Raw genomic sequence first — 23,824 nt, forward strand, 5'->3', positions numbered from 1 at the left:
TCTGCCTTCTTTACTCACGCCATCGATACGAGACAGGCAATCCAGAATTAGATGACCATCGAGGTTCACCTAGGCCATTTCTGCGTAGAACTTCAGGTTCAAAGCTTGACAATACGTCTACGGCTGGTAACCAACCGGGCTTAAACATCTTGCCTAACACGCCTTGCTGCTCTATCGGCATCTTATCAATGCCCTCACTTGAGAGGAACAAAGGCCGCAGTCTTAGCCTTGAAGGACTGTAATATCCGTCAATCACCCAGCTTGAATAGATATGCGGGCTACTCGAATCCCTCAATACCTCTTCGTACTCTTTCACTTGACCCGTGTAGTTGACTTTCCCGAGATTTAATCGAATCTCGTCACCTATAAACAAGTGCCCTACAAACTCAGCGTGGCCACTCAAAATGGCATCCACTGTTCTTTTCTCACCATATCGCATGCTGAGCGATTGTGGCGGGAGCTCTGCGGAGAGTAAGTCTTCATGAGCGGCATGCACTAAGTCCGCAGCAAAGACTCGAATCATTCCGTAGAAGAATCCAGTTTGCTTCCCTGCTTTATTGAATTTTGCACACTTATAAACACGAGCATGATGGAATCCATCGCCAATTTCGACTGAGCCGCCATTGACCATAAGCTGTGCCGCGTCGGTTGCAAAGAACAGTACATCATCATCTGCCGCATAATGTTTGCCATTCACAGTGATTTCCCGGTCGCTATTTTCAGGCAACCCGTTTTTTGGATTGTATTCTGGAAGACGAGTGAGGGCAGCATACAGTGCCGGCGTGGACGCCTTATTGATTTGCTTCGCATCCAGAGCATCGCCCAGTCGCACTTTGACTAATTTGTGGATCGTGTCCTTATGGGCACGGGAATTGCCGAGTTCCAACCTAATGTTTCGAAGGACCTTTACTCGATCAGCATCCAGAGCATTGTTAATGAGTTCAAGCAATGAGTGCATGTCGTCAACCCACTCAAAATAACGAGGGCCTTTGCTGGTCCCAGCAGGATATTCTTTCCAATCCATCTCATTCTGATTAAGTTGATTTGTGTAGAACTGCGCCATTCTCAATTCATTTTTCTCATTGAGAATCATTGCCATGCCATGATGCATCAACGCGATAACCGCTGCATCGACAGCATGGTGCCTTCGATCAAGCCTTGTCTTTCCATGCGGACCAGCAAAATGAATCTGCTTTTCAATCCCCGAAAAGCGCCGGGCCATTGCCGTTACCTTGCCTGCATACACGAATACTTCAACTTGCCGATCCGGCAAATTCTCGGTATCTCGAGAAAGATATCGTTCAGAGTTGTAATACCAGTCAATGCGTTTGTGAAGTTCATCCGCCATCCAAGCCACTGATTCTATTGAGCGATTATCAGGGGCCTCGTCCTCAGTCTTCTGTTGCAACCTCGCCTTGACCGCACGCATAAAGTTCAGGCTTTCCCTTCTGTTATACATACCGGCAGGAAAGAGGAAGCTATCGACGCGCTCAAGTGCAGCCTTGAGGGTTATTCCGTGTTCGCTTGCATAATCACTATGGCACCACCTCGAAAACAAAGTATTCGACTTATTCCTATTGCAATTTGCGCACACCGCAGCCAAATTTGTCTTGGTATTGGTGGCTCCAACTCCCTTTCGAGGCACAATATGGTCTAGTTCGCAGCTTGAGAAGTCAATGAGTGATCCACAATACAGGCACTTACTCCCCTGCCGTTGGACCGCTTCCCAGCGCTTTATCTGCGAATCTTGATATCTATCAATCTTCGGATCCTCGCGCTTCATCTCCTGGAATATCGAATCCCTGTACTTCGCTCTTTGCTCTGTATCACGCTGATACATGCGAGCAACTTTCAACGAGCTAAATCCGTCACGAACGTGTTCGATATTAACACTGACAGGACGGCCCCATCGATTCGTCACATTCATGAGATATCGATTCACGATTTTCAGGACTCGATCAACCGAAGGGTTACCCACGGGCTTACCAATGGGCTCTTGTGGCGGTCGCCAATTATCGGTGACCCCCATACAAGTATTTGCGCGCCTCATGCAGGTTATCGGATGTGTTGAGTATACGATCCGCCATGTCAAGGCAGGCCCGCACTGAATATGCGCTCGTCCGCTTGGCAGTTTGAGATTATCGAGTTGTGCCAAAGCCTCATCGTCAAATGAATCAATGAGATCAAAAGCGGAGGCATAGTCCAAATCATCTCGTACAGAATCGATATCGATGGTATTGCTCAACAATTCAATAAGATGTTCCCGTTCCTGGTCACTGGCTTCATTCCACCATGGGAGAATGACCTTCACGACCAGTTTTTTCAGAGCACCTTCAGCATCACGAAGCGCAAAATAAGATTCCACGACAGGAGCCCTATTCGAAACCCTATCTTCACCGTCCTGAATGCCACCGATTCCCCTGATTTCTCGGCGGGTCACTCCTAGACTCTGCGCAACATCTGACCATGTAGGTCGATCTTTGACATCCATATCGGCCAACACGTTGAATGCTCTTTGCTTTTCGCTAATGTTCAGCGGTCTTACGACCCCATCAACTTTTATACTGATATTCGAGAGTGCGGCAATTATTCTGAACCTCTGGAACGCCAGCGAAGCTTTCAATGCACGTGGTTCGCCGGTTAACACATCCTTGCCCACTCGATCCTTGGCCGAACCACGAGGTGATTTAGAGTCAAATATCTTGCTTATTATCGAATGTTCCGTATCCTCGTCTATCCCTTGTTGCTGGCAAATATACGAAACCTCATATGCGTTATCCTCTTGCATGAGGCGCTGAGGAAAAAGCGTTTGGTTGTTCGAATACTTCTGATTCGTGCTCTTTCTGAATCTCGGAGCTGGATTACCGGCATTAGCTCTGACATATTCCACAGCGATTTGCGCAGGGGTGAGACCGTCTTCCTTGTCACAACCACCCGAACTGCACAGAGACTCGTATTGCTTGGACAGATCATCAACATTCAGATCGTATAGTGACTGAACGGATTTATATGGGTTCCTCCAACCACGATGCCGTGCAATATGGCGGAAGGCTATCGAAAGAAACCTCTTACGAGTTTCCTCGTCCTCAATATACGCATCAGCCAGCTTTGCACGAACCACCCAAGGCTCAAATGATTCGTCTCCATACTCTTCTATAGGCAGACCCAGTTCAGACAAAAAATGATCGAGCTTAGCCAGTCTTGCCCGCCTGCGTCGACGCATCCTTCTAGTTCGTCTGGCAATGCCAGAAATTAGCTTTCTAGTATCTCCTGTTTTATTGGAATTGGGATCAACACCCCCGTCATGAATGACGCTTTGCATATTGAGGATTCTGATTGGTTTACCTTCCGAATCGACCTCAATAGCAGCCAATCCCGTTGAATTTAATCCGACGTCTACTCCGACGCGATACATAATACCCATTCGACAATCATATCACCCGAACAGGCGAACATCATTTTGCATGTCATGATATAAAAAAACGGGGAGGCATTGCCTCCCCTGCAGAATTCTGCTTAGCATTCAAAGCGGCTAACTAGTCCGCTCTTACTGTGAATTAGCAGTTTCATGGTATCACTATTCCTCAACAACGCAACCGACCGGCTAATATTTCAAATATTCAATACGTCCCGCTACTCGGCATGTCGCGGATAAATTGAGTATTTCTACCATGCCTCCAAAACGGTCTGATTTCCGGCACACGGCTTCTTGATGAGAATCCAGTAAACCTCTACTACATTAGACTGAAATATCTAACAAATTCTCGTGTGAACATTACGTTTATCACAAGTATTTATAGGTAACAAATAGTCTTTGCAACGTGGTAATAACTTTATTTCAGAACGTGTTTTGGTTTATGGATATCAGTGACGATATCTTCCTCCCAACACTCTTTCTGAATCCCTTCCAGTACTGCAAAGGTGTGGCAATGACGGGATATTTCTACTCACCCCACTCTGCACGCGCACAGCCGAGGCGTAACCGACTGTTAGGCAGAGCAATAGCAGCAATCTGCGGTATGGCGCTCACTGCAACAGGGCTGTTGAACGTGCCCGCGACCATCGCAGCCGACACTCAAAGTTCAGTCATGGACTCAGTAACCAAATACACCCCCTCCCGCATTACTTTCCCAGGAAATGACAGGCAACCTCATGAAGTCAGTTTTGATGTCCGTTCCTTCAAAATCGACGGCGAGCGCATCAACATATGGTCCGGCGAATTTCATTATTGGCGTCTTCTTGATGTAAATGGCTGGTGTGATATCTTCCAAAAGATGCGAGCCCATGGCTACAATGCGGTCTCCCTCTACCTGTTCTGGGGATTGCACCAGAGCGAGGAAAATGGTCCGTTTGACTTCTCCCCCGGCACCGTCAAAGACCTCGATCTGTTGCTGAGCCTGGCCGAAGAAGAGGGGTTGTATGTCATTGCACGCCCTGGCCCATACGTCAACGCCGAGATTTCCATGGGCGGTCTTCCTGCCTACATGTCCAATTACGGCGGCGGATTGCGTTCGATGGATTCCAAGGCTCTGGCCGCCTCGGAATCATGGCTGACAGTAGCAAACGCAATCATTTCCAAGCATCAGGTCACCGATGGCGGCGGATCCGTCCTACTCTCTACCAAGTAGAGAATGAGCTGACTGAAGGCAATGCAAAGGATCAGGAATTCCTAACCGAACTGGGCAGGCACGTCAAGGCAACAGGCATCACAGTCCTCTTGTTCCACAACGACTGGGGCATGGGCGGCCGCTTGAGCAAATACCACCGCAACAGGGTTGGATTTCTACGCCTACAACAAATATCCCGTCGGATTTAATTGCAGCGCTGGCCGCAACAAAATCGATGATTCGGAAGCCAATTTCCGCCGTATCACTTCGACCAGCTCCAACTTCATCACTGAATCCCAGGGCGGCTCCTTCATCCCTTGGGGTGCAAGCTTCAACACCTCGGATTGCTACAACTACACTGATGAAGCTTTTACACGTCAATGGGGCGTGAACAATATCGGCAATGGAGTAACGGCTTTCAACTTCTATATGGCCTATGGCGGAACAAACTGGGGATGGACCGGAACTCCCGCATCCGGTTTCACTTCATATGACTACGGTGCAGGAACAACCGAAGATCGTTCGATGACGCTGAAGTCCTCTGTCCAGAAAGAAAGGGGCTACTATATGCGTGCGGTGCCGCAAGTCGCTGCCATGGCACCGCAAAACACCGCCGCTGCCACCGATGTCGATGGCGACGAAGTGTCAACCTATTACAGAAGAGACCAGTATGCCAGCGATGCCACACTTTCGGCGACCGGCAACGGTTCCCAGATTATTGCCGCACGTCTGAAGAACTCCAATTCTGAAACTGAGACCCGATTCCATTTGCCACTGAGTTTGGATCCACAAGCCGGAAGCGGTCCCGCATCCTCGACGACTCTTGTGGACGACACAACTCCTCTCAGGTGGAATACACAGGTTCGTGGTCACAAGTGGACGATGCAACGGCATCCGAAGGCACCATTACCCGTTCCTCCACTCTTGGAGACTCAGCAACATTCAGCTTCGTGGGCACAGGGATGCGACTTTTGGTCGGCACAGGCGTCGATCATGGAAAATTCTCCGTTAGCATCGATGACGGGGACCCGGTCGAAATCACCAAGGCTACCGTCGATACGGAGCAGAATAAGCCCGCACAACTGGAAGTCTTCTCGGTATCCGATCTCTCAGAAGGCGTCCACAAGATCGTCATCACCAATCTCGGCGGCGATACCGGTGACGTGATCTCCTTGGATGCATTTGAAGTCACCTCATCAACCTCGCCAAAGGTAGTCAATAACGATGATGCGTCAATAACTTTCTCACCCAACTGGGATTATGCATCTGGAAAGAAATGGACTTCCGGTGACATCAATGGCGACGAACATTTTTTCCAAGACTGACGGCTCCACGTATTCCTTCACCTTCACAGGAGTGGGTTTCGATCTGGTATCTGCATATTCCACAAACCATGGTTCTGCAACGGTTCGCGTTGACGATGAAGTCGTGGGCCAGACCCACGAGGAAGTCACCAGCAGCGCATAACTGCAGAAAACTATGTTCAGCTGGCGAGCGGCAGACACGTGCACACCATCAGAACACACAGTGTCAGTCACTGTGGATGGTCAAAGTTTCGTCGGCTCTTCCGACACTTTCGTCTCTTTGGATGCAGTGCGCCAGTACCTTACCGCAGCATCATTGCCTGCGTATCCTTCAACTCAGCCGCGAAGCCCTGTAAGCTGGACGATCCCTCAAAAAGAAGGCACTGCGCTCACCCTTCACGGTCGCGACGCCTTACTGTTGACTGCAGACACCGTCATTGGAGGACACCAGCCGTATTACACCACCTCACAACTGTTCGGTGCGTCTATGGTCACGGATAACGCCACGTTGCAATATGCCGTTGGCGTGAACGGCGATGACGGAGAAACCGTATTGCACTACTCGGCGGAACCCACCGTCGAGGCACCCGAGGGCGTAGAGAAAGTATGGGATGCTGCCACAGGACAACTGAGATTGAATTACCGGTACAAGGAGAATCCGCAGTCCATCACCATCACGCCAGCTGCTGATGACAATGAAGCGCCGCTTACTTTGCGTCTGAGTGACCGCACGAAGGCGAAAACCACCTGGATCCTGGACGCAGCAAAATCCGATGGCACAACGACACCGGCTGCTGTCGAAGGCGTGGAACTCGCTCGTACTGCAACCTTGGATGGAAGCAATCTGGCATTGACCGGCTCTGTGTCTCAGGCATCCTCGGCAACGGTCATCGCTCTAGCAGGAGTAACCACTGTCACATGGAACGGTGCAACACTAGGCAGCATCACTGATTCTGTGGCCAATGGTGAAACTGCAGACCCTCAGGAAATTACCCCGCAGACATTCACTTTCGTCACCGCCCGCGATGACGGCGAATCAACAGTGGATTACGATGATTCGCAGTGGACTGTGGCCGACGACACCACTTCTCATCAAAGTGAGGATTACGATGGCATAGTGCGATACAACAATCGCGATGGGAACCAACAAGGGCATGGAACCCGGGGCGTCGTACTTGACGCCAATCACTATGGTTTCCACACCGGTTCTGTGTGGTATCGCGCGCATTACACCGCATCATCTGACGATCCAACAATCCGTCTCAAGACGACTGCATCAGCTGGAGCACCAGGACAAGGCAAGAACCCCGGATTCGCTCAAGTTTGGGTGAATGGACAATACGCAGGTTCCGTTCCAGCGACTGATGCAGGAAAATGGGTAAGCGTCTCAGCCCCCACTGGTTCGGTCAAAGCCGGAGAACCTGCGGTACTCGCCGTAATGGTGCATACTTTAGGACTCTCGCTTGATTGGAATAACGGAGCATGGGGCACTAAGTCACAGTCCAAGGAAAACCGAAGACTCTACGATGCCGAACTCAACGCCCAAGGAGCTGTCGAATGGCGCATCATGGGTGCCGGCACCGACTCCGCCAAGGATGGGAACAACCCCTCCGGCACCATCTACAACAATGGTGGACTAGGAGGTGAACGTGCAGGATGGTATGCCGAGAATGTCGATGATTCCAATCGGACTGAGGCGGCAGATCTCCATGCAGATAAGACTGGCATCGCATGGTACCGTTCCAAGGTGACGCTGAATGTTCCCAAGGATCAGGATGTGGCCTTCAGACTAGATCTCCAGTCCGAAAAGTTCAAGACCTTGCAAGATCACTCGCAGGTCGCGATTTTCGTGAACGGCTAGAACACCGGTGTCTATATTGGCGATATGGGTCCGCAGACCTCATTCACCATCCCGCAAGGATTCCTCAACCTCAATGGAGAGAATTCGATTGCCTTGGCTGTGGCTGCCAAGGAAGCGGGTTCCGGACCAGACGTACCATTCACAACACAACAGCTCCTACGGAAGCAGAGGCAGTTATTCCGACAGGTGTAATAACTGATTCCTTTAATGTATCCACTGTGGCAGGAACGGCACCCGTGCTGCCCGAGAGCACAAAGGTGTCGTGGAGCGACGACAGCCAGACAGACGAGACCATAACATGGGATGAAATGCAAGCCGACCAGTATGCACAGGCAGGAACCTTCGGAGGTCAACGGCACCGTGACCGTGCCAACGGCAGAAGGCGCCGACCCACAGGTCTACCAGGTCAAGGCTACAGTCACGGTCACTGCTGCAACAGCCTGCGTATCGTGAGATCCAGAAAAGTTGCCGACTATGGCCACACCTGTGGCATTGAATAATTGTTCCAGCACACCTGTTGCGGCCACTGGCAGAGCAAATCTCAATACACGGTTCCAAATAGGACCGTTCAACATGTCAATGCTGTTGCTCTTGTGATCTTGAGACGCGACTTGGCGCACTTCTCCTTGTTCTCGTTCCGTAATAACTTCCTATCCCAAACAAACATCTATAAGCGGGTACTACTGATGCAATCTGATAAACACGTTGTGTACTATGCACTTCCTGAATACGTTCCGAGCTCAGTCGGCACACGTTGAGGGATGCATAGGAATACCGAATATCACGCGTACATATTACCGTTCAATAAAATTGCAGCGGCTATATTACCCTGAGCGAATTCTCGAATACCAATGCCCGAACCGCATAACCGACCATGCCCAGAAGGCAATATAAGAAATGAGCCATGCACTATCAGGGATCCTGCCACCGTCGCATTCCAGCAGCTCTGCCGTATGCACTGCTTAAGCCCAAGTCACATGATAAAGCCTGGGTAGGTGGATACTGCCAACCTACCCAGGCTTATGCTGTTACACAGGCTTGTGCCGTATACAGGCATCAAAGTGCCATTACGACGCTTTTAGTCCTCCAGCTTTTCCACGCTTACCGAGCACTCGGCCGCGTTTGCGTCCGGAATGACTTCCAGCGAAGTGGCCAAGGTTTCTTCCATGATCAAATCACGGAATTGCTCGGTCTTGGCCGCGTCAGCCTCTGGCACGCGCAAGTGCAAGGCGATGCGATCAGATATTTCTAGTCCGGTTTCCTTGCGGGCATCCTGGACCGAACGCACCACGTCACGGGCATAGCCTTCGGCGATGAGGTCATCGCTCAACTTGGTATCAAGGATGACGAATCCTCCTGTAGACAATGAAGAGGAAACAGTATCGGCATTGCCGTCACCATTCTGCTCTTCTATGCGGTGGATAAGCTCATACTCGCCTTCGACCAAGGAAACCTCGCCGTTCGGCGTTTCCACAACAGGCGCACCGCTCGCCGCATCAACATGCCAAGCACCGGTCTTGGAAGCCTTGATGGCGAACTGCACTTGCTTGCCCAGACGCGGTCCGGCTGCACGAGCGTTGACCCGCAACTCGTTCACAATACGCAATCCGTGTTCAGCGGCATCTTCCAATGTCGAGAAGATGACCTTCTTGACATTGAGTTCGCCTTCCAAAACATCTGCATATTGCGCGAGCGCAGCAGGTCGATCAGCGACCACGGTCATATCAGCCAAAGGCTGGCGTACACGAATCTGGGCGGCCTTGCGCAGCGACAGCGCGCCGGATACGATCTCGCGCACCTTGTCCATCGAAGAAACGAGTTCTTCGTTATCCACCAAGACCTTGCCAAGTTCAGTCGCCTCGCCGGTCTTCTCATCTGTCAGGAATGGCCAGTCGGCAAGGTGGACAGATTCACCTCCGGTCAAACCACGCCACACCTCTTCGGCTTCCATTGGAGCCAAAGGAGCCAGTACGCGCATGAAGACCTCCAAAACGGTGTACAACGTGTTGAACGCCGTCTCGTCCTCATTCCAGAAACGATCTCGGGTGTTGCGGATGTACCAATTGGTGAGCACGTCGATGAACTCGCTCACTGCAGCGCAGGCATCGGCGATCAGGAATTGATCCAGGGATTGCTGCACCTGTTCGACAAGGCGACGGGTGCGTGCCAGCAAATACTGGTCCATGCGATGCAATCCTGCGATCTCATCCTCACGCAATGCACGGGCTTCATATCCTTTGCCCTTTCCCACTGCGTTGGTATACAACGTGAAGAAGTAATATGAGCTCCACACCGGCAACATGACTTGTCGCACAGTATCCCTGATGCCTTCATCAGTGACGATGAGATTGCCGCCGCGCAGAATCGGCGAGCTCATGAGGAACCAGCGCATTGCATCGGAACCATACTTATTGAAAACGCCGTTCACATCCGGATAATTACGCAGATGCTTGCTCATCTTCTGACCGTCTGATCCGAGCACGATGCCGTGGCAGATCACATTCTTGAATGCGGGACGATCGAAAAGCGCTGTCGACATCACATGCAGCAGGTAGAACCATCCACGAGTCTGACCGATGTATTCCACGACATAATCCGCGGGGAAATGCTGCTCGAAATACTCACGGTTCTCGAATGGGTAATGGAACTGCGCAAAGGACATCGACCCCGACTCGAACCAGCAGTCAAGCACGTCGGAGATACGGTGCATATGGGATTTGCCGGTCGGATCATCAGGGTTGACGCGGGTCAACTGATCGATATAAGGGCGGTGCATATTGATTTCGCCCTTGTCATCGCGCGGATAATCGCCGAAGTCCTCCTTGAGCTGATCCAGAGAACCATACACATCCACGCGCGGATACTTTGGATCATCGCTCACCCACACCGGGATAGGAGAACCCCAGAAACGGTTACGGCTTATGGACCAATCGCGAGCGTTGGAAAGCCACTTGCCGAACTGGCCATCCTTGACATTGCCGGGGATCCAGTTGATCTCTTGGTTCAGCTCTAGCATGCGCTTCTTGATCTTGGTCACCGAAACGAACCAGCTGGAAACCGGCTTGTAGATCAGCGGGGTTCCGCAACGCCAGCAGTGCGGATAGCTGTGCACATAGCTCTTCTCTTGGAAGAGCAGCGCGCGGCGCCCCTCTTCGATCTGGGCCAAAGGACCGTCTCCTGCACGCAGATTACGCAAAATGGGCAGATTGGCGTCGAAGACATACGTACCTTCGTAATCAGGGCATGCCGCGGTGAACTTGCAGCTCTCGTCCAAGACATCAATGCTCTTGATGTCATGCGCATTCAGCGTATTCATATCGTCTTCACCGTAGGGAGCCTGATGCACCAAACCGGAACCTTCGGTGGTATCGACATAATCCGCGGTGAAGATCTGATACGCATTCGGTCCGGGCACATTGCCTTCGCTTTGCGCGGTTTCGCTTGCAAAATACGGGAAGACCGGCCAATAATGCCAGCCGGCCATTTCCTTGCCCTTGAGCTCACGAACGACTTCGTAGTTCTCGCCCAATTCCTTGGCATATGAGGACACCAATGCCTTGGCGAAGTAGAACTTCTTCCCAGCAAACTTGCCTTCTGATGGACGGATTTCGACATAATCGATATCCGCACCGACCACGATTGCGAAATTGGAAGGCACTGTCCACGGCGTTGTCGTCCAGAAGACCGCATAGGCATCTTCTTCGTCGCGCAGCTTCACGGCCACCGAAACCGAGGTATCCTGACGATCCTGATAGACATCGGCATCCATGCGAAGTTCGTGTGCGCTCAAAGGAGTGCGGTCATTCGGGCAGTAAGGCAGCACACGATATCCCTGATAGGCCAGGCCCTTATCGTAGAGCTGCTTGAATGCCCACATAACGGATTCCATGAAGGGGATATCCAGCGTCTTGTAACCGTGATCGAAATCCACCCAACGCGCCTGGCGATGCACATAGTCTCGCCATTCATTCGTGTATTTGAGCACACTGACACGGCAAGCATCGTTGAACTTTTCGATGCCCATGGCCTCGATCTGGTCCACTGACTCGATACCGAGTTCTTTCTGTGCTTCCAACTCAGCAGGCAGGCCATGCGTATCCCAGCCAAATACACGATGAACCTTGCGGCCTTTCATGGTCTGGAAGCGAGGGATCACATCCTTGGCATAGCCGGTGAGCAGATGGCCGTAATGAGGCAGACCATTGGCAAAAGGAGGGCCATCGAAGAATACGAATTCATTGTTGCTTTTGTCGCCCGAAGGACGTTGATCGATGGACTTTTGGAAAGAATCATCTGCATCCCAGTACGAGAGGATGGATTCCTCAAGCTGGGGGAAATTCGGGCTCGGGGTGACGCCCGACCCAGTGGTTACCTTGGGATATGCCACAGCTATGCTCCTCGCTCGGCGTGATTACTTACCTGCACGAGGACGATGATTGCCATACCACCGCGGTACCACCTCGATTGCCGCAGATTCCAACGAAACTACGACCTCTTGTGTCCGGCTGTGACGGGCCGATCCCGTCGGTTCTACTCAGGCACTTGCCCTTTCTTCCGAAAGCTCCCCGCTGATAACGGATCACTGCTTGATGTGCGGCCATAATAACACTTCGTCGTGGACAGGCAAGCGCTTCGTCCACGGTGAACACTGGTGACTGCACAGATCATTCAACAGACCATGCAACAGTCAAATCACGACCAACGCACAACGGGCCCGGCAACAAACTGCCGGACCCGTTGAAATCAGTGGAAACTCACCACTATTGACGGACAAAACACCTCAGGCTATTCCAACTCAACCGCACCCGTGTAGAGCTGGTAATATTCGCCGCCCAATGCGATGAGCTCATCATGCGATCCACGCTCGATAATGCGGCCGTGGTCCAGAACCATAATCACATCGGAATTGCGAACAGTGGACAGACGATGCGCGATGACGAAAACCGTGCGCCCTTCCATCAGAGCATCCATACCCGCTTGCACCACTTCTTCGGTACGAGTATCGATTGAGCTGGTCGCTTCGTCCAGAATCATCGCCGGAGGATCGGCAACGGCTGCGCGAGCAATGGAGATCAACTGACGCTGGCCTTGGGACAAACCGGATCCGTCGCCTTTCAGCACGGTCTGGTAACCATCAGGAAGCATGCGAATGAATCCGTCCGCATTCGTGAGCTTAGCAGCTTCGATGCACTCCTCATCAGTGGCGTCCAAACGACCGTAACGGATATTATCCATAACCGTTCCCGTGAAGAGGTTCACGTCTTGCAGCACTATTCCCAAGGAACTGCGCAGATCAGCCTTGCGGATATTCTTCACGTCAATGCCGTCGTAAAGAATCTGCCCTTCCTGAATATCGTAGAAACGGTTGATCAGGTTGGTCACCGTGGTTTTTCCTGCACCGGTGGCACCCACCAAAGCAATCTTCTGGCCGGGCTTGGCGAACCAAGTGATATCGTGCAGCACAGGCTTGTCAGGATTGTATCCGAAGGTGACGTTGGTGAATCGCACATCGCCGCGCAGCATGGTGTAGCGGCCATCAGCTGAGGTCACCGCACTTTGCTCTTGGCCTTCAGAGCGACCTCACGAGCCTGCCCTTCCAGCTTGGCCGCTGCGGCCAGCGAGCGCGTGCCATCGTCATCCGCGGCACGCTTCCAAGCCCAGTGTCCGGTTTCATGGTCAACCTCGGTCATCGTGCGGCCATCATCACCGACTTCGATATTTACCAACTCGACGCTGCCGCCATCCTTTTCCAACGGCTCATCCATCAAGGAGAAGATGCGCGAAGCACCGGCCAAAGCCATCATCACCATATTGAATTGCATGGAGACCTGACCGATTGGGTTGATGAATGCACGACTCAGGGTCAACAGTGAAATCAGGGTGCCCAGTGTCATCGTTCCCGCGCCCGACAATCCGAAGTTGCCGATGCCGGCAAGACTGACGACGCCGCCAACGATTGCGAGCAGCACGTAGAGCATATATCCCATATTGCCCACAACAGGCATGATGTTGTTGCCATAGGTATTCGCCAGAGCCGAGGCTTCAAAAAGCTCCTCGTTCTTTTTGTCGAAGGTCTCTGCCGTGGCGTTTTCATGGTTGAACACCTTGATGACCTTCTGACCGTTCACCGATTCCTCGACGAAGGCATTCACATCACCCAGCGAAACCTGCTGCTTGATGAAATACATGCCGCTTCTGGTCACCAACACTCGCACAATCACGATAAGCAACGCGGTGAATACCAAAGTGAACAGGGCAAAAGGAATGGAAAGCCACAACATGGCAATCATGGCGGCCAAGGCGCTTATGGCCGAAGAGAACATCTGAGGGAAAGACTGCGAGATCGCCTGACGCAAAGTATCGGTATCGTTCGTGTACCGGCTCATGGTGTCGCCATGCTCATGCGTATCGAAATACACAATCGGCAGATGCTGCTGATGAGCGAACATTTCGTCACGGATGGCTTTCAACGTGCCTTGTTCGACAGTGACGACGAGCCAGCCCCACAGCCAGGTGCTGAAGGTACCCAGGGCATAAAGGATTCCCATAAGGGTAAGCGCCTGAATCAACGGCCACCAGTCAGGCTGGCTGGATCCAACCAAGGGCAGGATATACGTGTCGATCAGGGATTGGAGGAACAGAGCTGCGCCAGCCTGGGCTATTGCACCAATCACTATGCACAGCACAATAATGGCCACGCGCCACTTGTATTGGAAAATGTAGCCGAAAATACGCCTGGTTGTGCCTGGAGCCGCCTTGTCCATGCCGCGCTTGCTATTGTCTCGTTCGCGTGACTCACTCATTGACTTCCCCCTTTTCTTCCGTTCCTTGATTTGACTGTGTGCCCTCAATCTGTTCCGGAGATGCCGAATTACGCACCTGGGATTCGTAGATGGACCGATATTCCTCGCAACTGCGCAGCAATTCGTCATGCGTACCCATATCCATGATCTGACCATCGTTCATCACAACGATCACATCGGATTCCTGCACAGAAGCCACGCGCTGAGCGATAATGATCTTGGTGGTATGGGGAATTTCGTGATGGAATGCCTCACGAATGGACTGATCGGTTTTGGTATCAACAGCGCTTGTGGAATCATCCAAAATCAAAATCTTTGGATTCTTGAGCAATGCCCTGGCAATGCACAGTCGCTGACGCTGACCGCCAGAAACATTGGTTCCTCCCTGTTCGATATATGTGTCGTATTTGTCAGGGAACTCCTGAATGAATCCATCCGCCTGAGCAAGTCGGCAGGCATGACGAATCTCTTCATCAGTGGCATTCGGATTGCCCCAGCGAAGGTTCTCCGCAATGGTTCCGCTGAAGAGCACATTCTTTTGCAAAACCATGGCCACATTGTCTCGCAGCACCGTCAGATCATAGTCACGCACATCGTGACCGCCCACTTTCAGCGAGCCATCGGTGACGTCATACAATCTTGCAATCAACTGCACCAAGCTGGACTTGGAGGAACCAGTGCCGCCCACAATACCCAAGGTCTGTCCGGACTTGATATGCAGGTTGATGTCGTTCAAAACCGGTTTTTGCGCCTGCTTGGCGTATTTGAAGGTCACATGGTCGAAGTCGATGCTGCCGTCCTTCACCTCCATGATGGGGTTGTCAGGAGTGGTCACCGTGCTCTGCTCTTGCAATACGCTGACGATACGCTCCGCAGAAGCCTGCGAAATGATGAACATGACGAAGACTACGGAAAGCATCATCATCGACATCAGAATCTGCATGGCATAGGTCACCAAAGCGGTCAGATCGCCTGTGGTCAATCCCAGAGCCCCGTTGTTGCCCGAAGCGACGATCTGCTGGGCGCCGAGCCAAGCGATCAAAATCATGCTTACATACATGCAGAACTGCAGCAGTGGCATATTGAAGCTCAGAATCTTTTCCGCCTTGACGAAATCCTTGAAGATGCGCTCGGAAATCTTGGAGAATTTGGAGACCTCATAGGATTCGCGGTTATAGGACTTCACCACGCGCATTCCCTGAAGATTCTCATCAACCACGGAGTTCAGGCGATCATAGGTGTGGAATACTCGTTCGAATACCGGATGCACCAAAACGACCAGACCGATCAAGCCCACTCCGAGCACAGGGATCGCACCGAGGAAGACCATGGAGATCGACGGTGAAATACGGTAGGCGAACAGCCAGGAAATAATCACCATAATCGGGGCTCTGACTCCCAATCGCAGAATCATCTGATATGAATTCTGCAAATTGGTGACATCAGTGGTCAGCCTGGTGATTATTGAACCTGTAGAAAACTTGTCAATATTGGTAAAGCTGAAATTCTGCACTTGCTGGAACAAATCATGGCGCAGATTCTTGGCGAATCCCGCAGAAGCGATTGCGGAGAATCGTCCCGCCATAAATCCACAGAGCAAAGAAACCGCCGACATACACACCAATATCAGACCGAAGCGCCATACCATCGGCATCGATCCGCCACTGATGCCTTGATCAATCAAAGCCGCCATAATCGTCGGAATCAAAATCTCCAGAATGCCTTCAACCACCACAAAAGCCGGTGTCAGCAATGTGGCTTTTCGATATTCTCGCAGGCTGTTCAGCAGTGTATGAATCACGTGTTTGGGTCGTTGTTGCTGGCTCATCTGTGCCAGCTCTTCTGTCTGGGTTGCAACTTCTGCCATTATCGTTCCTCCTTATCCTCTTGTTCGGAGCGCCGTTCGCGTTCCTGCTTGGTATCGTCTTCAAGCACTTCAAGCAATGCCTCATCGATATTTGCACGCATCTGACGTATGGTGTCTTTGGTTTGGCGCAGTTCCCCCTCGGTGATTCCCTCGAGTAGCAGCTCTTCCATACGGTGCGCGTTACCCCTGAGGTCCTCGACGATTGCATTGGCATCATCAGTCAAAACGATGCGTTTGAGCCTAGCGTCCTGCGGAACGCTTATGCGTTCTATCAGCCCTTTCTTCTCCATAAGCGAAAGCACTCGGGATGCCGTGGATCTTGTTATGCCGAAATGTTCCTCGATATCCATTTGAAAGATCTCCCGATCACGATCACGCGCAAGGAACATGATGATGCGAGCATTGCCATTGGTGGCATTATGCGCCTTTTCCGGCATGGTCAACGACAGATATCGTTTAATGGCCTTAACAAGATTCTGCAACTCAATACTCAATGGTGGAGCATCCATATTGATTACAACCTCGATTGATACATCAGGAATATACCTGTTATTTAAGCGATCGGTTTCATCATAATGCATAGCATATACAACTGTTGTATATGCTTCATATATTGAACATATCAACTCAGGCAATGTGCAGTCACCATCGGTTGGAACTGCCAAATATCAAGGAATCTGGCATGCATGAATTGAGAGACAACACAAATGCTCCCCGCAGGATAGACAGATATTCAGTCCGTCCTGCAGGGAGCATCTTGACCTTGACTTGCTTTTCGCGATGCTTTAGATCGACGACAAACCTGTTTCACCTATCTCATGCATCGTTGCCATCTTGCACATCCAGAATCGTATTCAGTGAAGACCGTCGGTTTCCTTTGCATATTCATCCAATAGGAATTGGGTCAACACCTTGCCATCCTTGCCCAGCAAAACCGACATGGAATTGATGGGCATGGCGTCCAGGAACAGCTCAGCGCCTAGATTGTTCTCCGGCAGAGCGGGGATGCGGCCGTCCCGGCCTTCTTCGAACATGCGCTTGACGATGGGACCGCCAACCGGATCCTTGCGCCACTCGGACATATTGGACCACTCATTCAAAGGAAGGCTCTTGCCGTCACCTTCCAGCTCAATATCCAAGCGTTCGACGATATCGCGACTCGAGGTCGCCACCTCGATGCCATACGTTCCGGCTTCGATATGCCAATCATTGAAACGTTCGGACCAATATGCGAAGGCCCGCTCATCCAAATCGATGCTGATTTCCTTGGATTCCCCGGCTTCCAGGAACACCTTGGCGAAGCCCTTGAGCTCATGCACAGGGCGAGCCACTTCTGATCGGCCCGGAGCCACATATATTTGCACCGTCTGAGCTCCGGCAGTCTGAGAGACATTGGTCACCGTCGCACGCACACATGCCGTATTGGCTCCTGTGCGCTCCACAGACACATTGTCAATGGAGAAATCGGAGTAGCTCAACCCAAATCCGAAGGGATATGCAACTTCCTTGGCATAGGTGTCGTAGTACCGATAGCCTACGAACACTCCCTCGCCATAATCGACATGACCCTCTTCGCCAGGCCAATTGAGCATGCTCGGATCGTCGAGGATGTTCAGCGGGATGGTTTGGGAGAGCTTTCCAGAAGGATTGACATCACCAAAGAGCATATCGGCGATCGCACCGCCACCGGACTGTCCCAGCAACCAGGTTTCCACAACGGCCTTGGCCTGATCTTGCCATGGCGTAAGCGAAACAACGGAACCATTGGAAAGCAATACGACCACATTGGCATTGGATTCCCGCACCTTGGACAACAATTCCAGTTGCTTTGCAGGAATATCCAATGACGTGCGGTCGAATCCTTCGGATTCCGCATATTCAGGCAGACCAAGGCACATCACTACCGCATCTGCTTTCGATGCAATATTCACCGCTTCATCGACAAGCGACTGCTCCTGCTCACCATCTTCCAAAGTGAATCCCGGAGCAAAATCATATTCGATGCCACGCTGCTGCAGAGCATCGAGCAGACTCGTCAACTGCGTAGGCGTGATATGCGAGGAACCACCACCCTGATAACGCGGCGTACGCGCAAACTCACCGATTACCGCCACACGGGCATTCTTGGACAATGGCAATATATGTTCATCATTCTTCAAAAGCACCATGGACTCGGCCGCGGCACGGCGCGCGATATCGTCATGAACCTGCGCATCAAAGCGATAGTCCTCAACGCTCATAGCCTGACGCGTCTTATTCACCAGACCGATCATGCCCTGAGCCATGTCATCAAGCTGCTTTGGACTGATTCGACCATCTCGGGCCGCAGACACAATCTGATCATCGGTGAAGCTTGGAGGCATTTCCAGATTCAGACCGGCATTCAACGAGGCCACTCGATCATGATCGGCACCCCAGTCACTCATGACGATGCCCTTGAATCCCCACTCCTTGCGCAGCACATCAGTGAGCAGCCAGCGGTTCTGTGCTGCATACACTCCATTGATGCGATTGTATGCGCACATAACCGTCCATGGCTGTGCGGTTTTGACAATATGCTCGAAAGCGGGCAGGTAAATCTCACGCAAAGCGCGTTGAGAAACGCGAGCATCGATGCGCAGACGATCCGTTTCCTGGTTATTGACGGCAAAATGCTTGAGCGAAGTGCCGACACCCTTGGACTGCACGCCTTTGACAATGCCCACGGCTTCGTGACCAGCCAAATACGGATCCTCTGACCAATACTCGAAGCAGCGCCCGCCCAAAGGATTGCGTTTGATATTGACTCCAGGCCCCAGAATCACCGCAACCTTTTCCTGAATGCACTCTTCGGCCATGGCCTGACCGACCTCTTCGACGAGTTCGGGATTCCATGTGCTTGACATCCCAGCCGCAGGAGGGAAGCATGTCGCCGGCACGGTATGCTCCAGATCAATGGCGCCTGTGTCGCCTGCGGTTTTGCGTAGGCCATGAGGACCATCGGTAATCATATATCCCGGAATGCCTCGCTCCTCAATGGGCTGCAAATGCCATGCATCACCACCGGATGTCAAAGAAGCCTTCTCTTCCAAGCTCAGATCGTTGACACTTGGATATGTGGAAGATGATGTCTGCTCACTCATAAGCTAACTCCTCGTTGCGGTATCAATCTCGGCGTTGAGCGCACGCTGTGCGGTTGATCGGCTGGAACCCGTTGCAATATGCCCATAACGGCCTATCCAAATCTGTACCTACCGGTCGGTAGGTACAGTGTATCATGAATGTATTCGACACACCACTCGCGACGAAGCGCAATTCGCTTCCGCAGGCGATATGTCAGGAAACAGGTATGGTAGAGGCATTCTCTACTGATTCCAGCAAGGACGGACACGGATGGCAACGGGCAGAGCATACGCCGGCACTTTTCAAGATGATCCCCACGGGGAATTGGATCGCAAGGCGCAGATCATGCGGTCCGCCGTGGAATGCTTCGGCAATCTGGGCTATTACGGCACATCCTTGCAACGCATCGCCAACCAAGTTGGCTTGACCAAACCCGGTCTGCTCCATTACATCGGCAGCAAAGAAGGCCTGCTGAATATGGTGCTCACCGAAATGTATGATATGGAAACCGACCGTATCGTCTCTGATCAATCCAAAGCCGGCCCCTTGCGCATCCCCTCGGTTATGAGAGCCATAGTCGCAGTGAACGCCCAACGCCCTCAACTCGTGCACATGTTCTCAACTTTGAGCGCCGAAGCACTCTCTCCAGAGCACCCAGCGCATGAATACTTCCGTAACCGCGAGCGCGAAGGCGTTGATGCCATGATGAATATTGCATGGCTTGTCCCCGATGGAATCGATCTGAAAACGACCATCATTACGGCATGGAGTGCCATGGACGGCATCCAATTGCGTTGGCTGCGCTCCCCCGGCCAAGACCTCAATGCCATGTGGGCCGATTGCGAAAATACATTATTCCCACTGCCGGTTTGGGAGCACTACCGGTAATCAATCGACAATATTGCCGCCTGTTGGGCACTGCCCTCTTCCACAGTGCGGCACGATGCCATACACAACCGCCGCATGACATCGCACAGGCAATCGCAAGGGAATAATGGCATTTCATACGCCGGCAGGATCTCACGAAAACCTCTTCACACCGCCGAAAACACCATTGCCGTTCGCCTGTACACACCATATTTCACAGACGAACGGCAATGAATGGTGATTCTGTAGATCACACCACCATGAAGGTTGTGCGATGCAGGTCATCACGTCGACTCGAATGGCCGATCAGCAATTCGAATTCTCCCGGTTCGACAATGCGTTCCGCCCGGGCGTTCACAATCGTGCATTGCGCGACCGGAATATCGAATTCCACGGTCTTGCTCTCACCAGGCTCAAGGCTTACGCGCTTGAAGGCTTTGAGTTCACGGTCGGTCCAACTGTAGGACGTGACCATATCCCCGATATAGAGCTGCACCACTTCCGTTCCTGCGATATCACTCTCATTGCTCAGGGTGATTTCCGCATGGACCACATCGCCTTCTCGGAAATTGCCCTGCTCTCCCGTTCCCTCATTGGTTATGAGAGGCTCAGAATAGGAGAATTTCGAATAGCTCAGTCCCTCACCGAAGGCAAATGCCGGATCCTGAGTCAGATCAGCGTAACGATTGCCATGCTGTCCGCGAATCTGGTTGTAATACACCGGCAGTTGTCCTGCATGACGCGGGAAGGTTATGGGCAGTCGGCCACTTGGGTTTGTTATACCGAGGATGATTTCGGCTATGGCCTGACCGCCCTTCATGCCAGGGCTGGGAGCCCACAGCAGAGCGCTCGTGCCATTGGCTTTCGATTCATCGACTATCACTCCATTGGCACCGATAACACATGCGGGCAACACCATGGGCTTGGAACTCATCAACACCACGACCAACGGCCTCCCCGTTGTTTCTGCGACATGAGCAAGTGCCTCAAGCAGTGCATTCTGGCCACCCAGAAGTTCCAAAGTAGCCGTGGAACAGGTCTCACCGATGGTTTGCACCACATCGCCTACAACCGCAACCACCAGATCGCTTCGCTTCGCATTATCCACGGCCTTGTCAATGAGCTTCTGGTCGACCTGCGCTGACACGCCGATCTTGGGACGAGGCTGCCCGTCGGGGAAGGTCTCCCCTTCCGGATCGGGAACCAAATCGACGATATTGGCGCCGCGCGAATACACCACTTCAGTGCTTTCATCCACCAAGGACCTGAAAGCGTCGAGCACCGTCGTGATCATATGACGAGGATGACCATCCGGCATCCAATTCACCTGACCTGAGTTGCCCGCCCAGTCACCCAGCTGACCTTGCGCATCGTCAGCCAATGGGCCGACCACTGCAATGCGCTTTGCATCCTTGCGTTGGAACGGCAAGGCGCCATCATTCTTCAACAATGTCACTGATTCCCTTGCCACCTGGAGATTCACTTCCTGGTGTTCAGCTGTTCCTATTTCTTGTTGTATGCGTTGCGCATCGGGAAGCCGTGGATCTTCGAAGAGACCCAAACGGAATTTCAGTGCCAAAATACGTTCCACGGCGGCATCGATCAACCCTTCATCAAGCAGTCCACGATGCACCGCCTCGATTGCACCCTCATAGAATTGCGGCGTGGTCATGACCAAATCGTTGCCGGCTTTCACGGCATCAGCTGCAGCATGCACATAATCCGGTTTGATATGCTGCTCCCACACGGCACGTCCGACATTATCCCAATCGGTTATCAGCGTGCCACGATAATCCCACTCGCCACGCAGCTTGTCAGACAGCAACCAGGAGTTGAAAGTTACCGGAACGCCGTCGATCGCCTCATATCCAAGCATGAAAGTTGCGCACCCCTCTTTGGCCACGCGCTCAAAAGGAGGCAGGAACCAAGATTCCAGCTTGCGATGAGACAGATCTGCTTCAGAAGCATCACGGCCTCCCTGAGTCTCGGAATACCCCGCAAAATGCTTGGCACAAGCCAAAATGGCATCCTTAGGAAGTTCCTCACCTGCTTTGGCGCCGCCTTGGTATCCCCTCACCATTGCGGAGGCAAGCTCACCGATGAGCATCGGATCCTCGCCGAAGGTCTCCCCCACACGACCCCAACGAGTATCGCGTCCTATGCACAGAACCGGAGAGAATGTCCAATGTACGCCAGTGGCAGACACTTCCTTTGCGGTAACGCGACCCAAAGCCTCGACTTTTTCAGGATCCCAACTCACGGCCATTCCCAACTGCTCAGGAAATATGGTCGCCCCGGGCCAGAAAGAATATCCATGGATGCAGTCATCGCCTATGACCAAAGGGATATGCAGACGTGTCTGAGTATTCACCATATCCACTGCGCGAGGAAGGTCTTTCGGCGAAGTATGCAGAATCGAACCGACATGTTTGTTGACGATGAGTTCTTCCAACTCGCCGCCACGGGCGTCAAGCTGCAGCATCTGCCCGACCTTCTCCTCCAGCGTCATACGCCCGAGCAAATCGGCTATGCGCTCTTGTGTTGGAAGATCAGGGTTCATATATGACAATTGGGTTTCGCCTGTCATCAGAACCTCCACATTGAAGTTAGTTACCAGTTGGTAGTTATAAATAGTAACAATAAGCTTTATGCTTGTCAATTGCTTGATTTACCGAGGTTCCGCAGCGTGTCTTATGGCTCACTCACCCATGCCACACTCAACGATAACCATCCCACTGCGGAGAGGGGAACAGCATGGGTTCAAGGCTCATCCACTCCTCGACCAAATCCACTTCCGTATTGCTCAACCATTGCAACTGCACACCATCCATGACTTCCATGGCACGTCGAACCACCGGTTTCATATGCGCCTGCCATGGACGCAATGGCTCCGGAATAAGCCAGGGCAGAAGACTGTAGCCCTGCCATATCCCCTCATAGCGTTGCGCGAATTCGTCATGCAATGGGTGACTGGGATTGAACGACTCCGTTTGCAACATCGTAAACATCTGCACAAGCATGCGTCGTTGGGCATTGTATTGGACAAGATATCGCAGATATGCGGGGAACAACAGCCGATCCCGGGCACTACCGGGCAGTCCGGATGCCATGAAATCCTCAGGGCTTCCCATGCGGTTGTAATATTCCCGATACACCATGGACAGCAGATTGTCTTTGTTGCCCACATATCGGAGCACTCCCTGCTTGGAGATTCCGACACGATCCGCGACATCCTGAATCGATATTCCGTTGAATCCTCGCTCACTGATCAGCCGCACCGCTGCATCGAGGACTTCCGCACGCCGTTCCTCCGGAGATTTGCGAACACGTTTCGCCGTCGACTTGATTGCCATATTCATGAGTGTAATGCCTCTTGCCCAGCCATAACGACACGGTCATCACAGCTGGGCGCA

The 23,824-nt window shown here is 52.2% G+C and carries 15 protein-coding genes and 2 pseudogenes; 8 read left to right on the top strand and 9 right to left on the bottom strand.

Annotated features, from left to right (window positions below; all coding sequences use genetic code 11):
* Nucleotides 1-10: 10 nt before the first annotated feature.
* On the bottom strand, nucleotides 11-3,424 hold the full coding sequence (locus BITS_RS01340) for an HNH endonuclease (RefSeq protein WP_052366666.1): 3,414 nt from the start codon (nucleotides 3,422-3,424) through the stop codon (nucleotides 11-13).
* A 505-nt stretch (nucleotides 3,425-3,929) separates the two neighbouring features.
* On the opposite strand from BITS_RS01340, the gene BITS_RS09280 reads away from it, so the two are divergent.
* The 7 genes and pseudogenes from BITS_RS09280 (at nucleotide 3,930) to BITS_RS09660 (ending at nucleotide 8,272) form a co-directional block, all read left to right on the top strand.
* A complete protein-coding gene (locus BITS_RS09280; RefSeq protein WP_081693611.1) occupies nucleotides 3,930-4,628 on the top strand; it encodes a beta-galactosidase in 699 nt (232 codons plus the stop codon).
* A gap of 147 nt (nucleotides 4,629-4,775) precedes the next feature.
* Nucleotides 4,776-5,132: pseudogene (locus BITS_RS09655) on the top strand (beta-galactosidase); the annotation flags it as partial.
* 323 nt (nucleotides 5,133-5,455) lie between these two features.
* Nucleotides 5,456-5,932 carry a hypothetical protein gene (locus BITS_RS09405; RefSeq protein WP_238556512.1) on the top strand — a complete coding sequence of 159 codons (477 nt, stop codon included), beginning with the start codon at nucleotides 5,456-5,458 and terminating at the stop codon, nucleotides 5,930-5,932.
* The gene (locus tag BITS_RS08850; RefSeq protein WP_154568625.1) at nucleotides 5,904-6,074 is read left to right on the top strand and encodes a hypothetical protein; all 171 of its coding nucleotides are present in this window, start codon (nucleotides 5,904-5,906) and stop codon (nucleotides 6,072-6,074) included. Before BITS_RS09405 ends, BITS_RS08850 begins: the two co-directional genes overlap by 29 nt.
* 72 nt (nucleotides 6,075-6,146) lie before the next feature.
* The gene (locus tag BITS_RS09335) at nucleotides 6,147-7,772 is read left to right on the top strand and encodes a beta galactosidase jelly roll domain-containing protein (protein ID WP_162141996.1); all 1,626 of its coding nucleotides are present in this window, start codon (nucleotides 6,147-6,149) and stop codon (nucleotides 7,770-7,772) included.
* A gap of 15 nt (nucleotides 7,773-7,787) precedes the next feature.
* Nucleotides 7,788-7,964 carry a beta galactosidase jelly roll domain-containing protein gene (locus BITS_RS09630; protein ID WP_338010648.1) on the top strand — a complete coding sequence of 59 codons (177 nt, stop codon included), beginning with the start codon at nucleotides 7,788-7,790 and terminating at the stop codon, nucleotides 7,962-7,964.
* Nucleotides 7,964-8,272, top strand: a complete 309-nt coding sequence (locus BITS_RS09660; protein ID WP_407712208.1) for an Ig-like domain-containing protein — start codon at nucleotides 7,964-7,966, stop codon at nucleotides 8,270-8,272. Before BITS_RS09630 ends, BITS_RS09660 begins: the two co-directional genes overlap by 1 nt.
* On the opposite strand, the gene BITS_RS01355 is transcribed toward BITS_RS09660, so the two are convergent.
* From BITS_RS01355 to BITS_RS01380, 6 genes and pseudogenes are all read right to left on the bottom strand, one after another.
* The gene (locus BITS_RS01355; RefSeq protein ID WP_026642916.1) at nucleotides 8,171-8,392 is read right to left on the bottom strand and encodes a hypothetical protein; all 222 of its coding nucleotides are present in this window, start codon (nucleotides 8,390-8,392) and stop codon (nucleotides 8,171-8,173) included. The two genes, BITS_RS09660 and BITS_RS01355, sit on opposite strands and share 102 nt — an antisense overlap.
* A gap of 458 nt (nucleotides 8,393-8,850) precedes the next feature.
* Nucleotides 8,851-12,159: an isoleucine--tRNA ligase gene (ileS, locus tag BITS_RS01360; protein WP_238556513.1), complete on the bottom strand. Its 3,309-nt coding sequence runs from the start codon at nucleotides 12,157-12,159 to the stop codon at nucleotides 8,851-8,853.
* A gap of 398 nt (nucleotides 12,160-12,557) precedes the next feature.
* A pseudogene (locus BITS_RS01365) lies at nucleotides 12,558-14,575 on the bottom strand (ABC transporter ATP-binding protein).
* A complete protein-coding gene (locus BITS_RS01370; RefSeq protein ID WP_044259209.1) occupies nucleotides 14,568-16,442 on the bottom strand; it encodes an ABC transporter ATP-binding protein in 1,875 nt (624 codons plus the stop codon). Before BITS_RS01370 ends, BITS_RS01365 begins: the two are co-directional and overlap by 8 nt.
* A complete protein-coding gene (locus tag BITS_RS01375) occupies nucleotides 16,442-16,951 on the bottom strand; it encodes a MarR family winged helix-turn-helix transcriptional regulator (protein ID WP_034534516.1) in 510 nt (169 codons plus the stop codon). Before BITS_RS01375 ends, BITS_RS01370 begins: the two co-directional genes overlap by 1 nt.
* 345 nt (nucleotides 16,952-17,296) lie before the next feature.
* Nucleotides 17,297-19,564, bottom strand: a complete 2,268-nt coding sequence (locus tag BITS_RS01380) for an exo-alpha-(1->6)-L-arabinopyranosidase (protein WP_026642914.1) — start codon at nucleotides 19,562-19,564, stop codon at nucleotides 17,297-17,299.
* A 250-nt stretch (nucleotides 19,565-19,814) separates the two neighbouring features.
* Here BITS_RS01380 and BITS_RS01385 point away from each other — a divergent pair, with 250 nt between their 5' ends.
* Nucleotides 19,815-20,432, top strand: coding sequence for a TetR/AcrR family transcriptional regulator (locus BITS_RS01385; RefSeq protein WP_044259211.1), 618 nt, complete (start codon nucleotides 19,815-19,817; stop codon nucleotides 20,430-20,432).
* Between the two features lie 229 nt (nucleotides 20,433-20,661).
* Here the strand turns inward: BITS_RS01385 and BITS_RS01390 are convergent, their stop codons facing one another.
* The gene (locus BITS_RS01390) at nucleotides 20,662-22,998 is read right to left on the bottom strand and encodes a glycoside hydrolase family 3 N-terminal domain-containing protein (protein ID WP_026642912.1); all 2,337 of its coding nucleotides are present in this window, start codon (nucleotides 22,996-22,998) and stop codon (nucleotides 20,662-20,664) included.
* Nucleotides 22,999-23,128: 130 nt separating this feature from the next.
* Nucleotides 23,129-23,764: a TetR/AcrR family transcriptional regulator gene (locus tag BITS_RS01395; RefSeq protein WP_026642911.1), complete on the bottom strand. Its 636-nt coding sequence runs from the start codon at nucleotides 23,762-23,764 to the stop codon at nucleotides 23,129-23,131.
* Between the last annotated feature and the right edge of the window lie 60 nt (nucleotides 23,765-23,824).

Source organism: Bifidobacterium tsurumiense, assembly GCF_000741765.1.
Lineage (GTDB): Bacteria > Actinomycetota > Actinomycetes > Actinomycetales > Bifidobacteriaceae > Bifidobacterium > Bifidobacterium tsurumiense.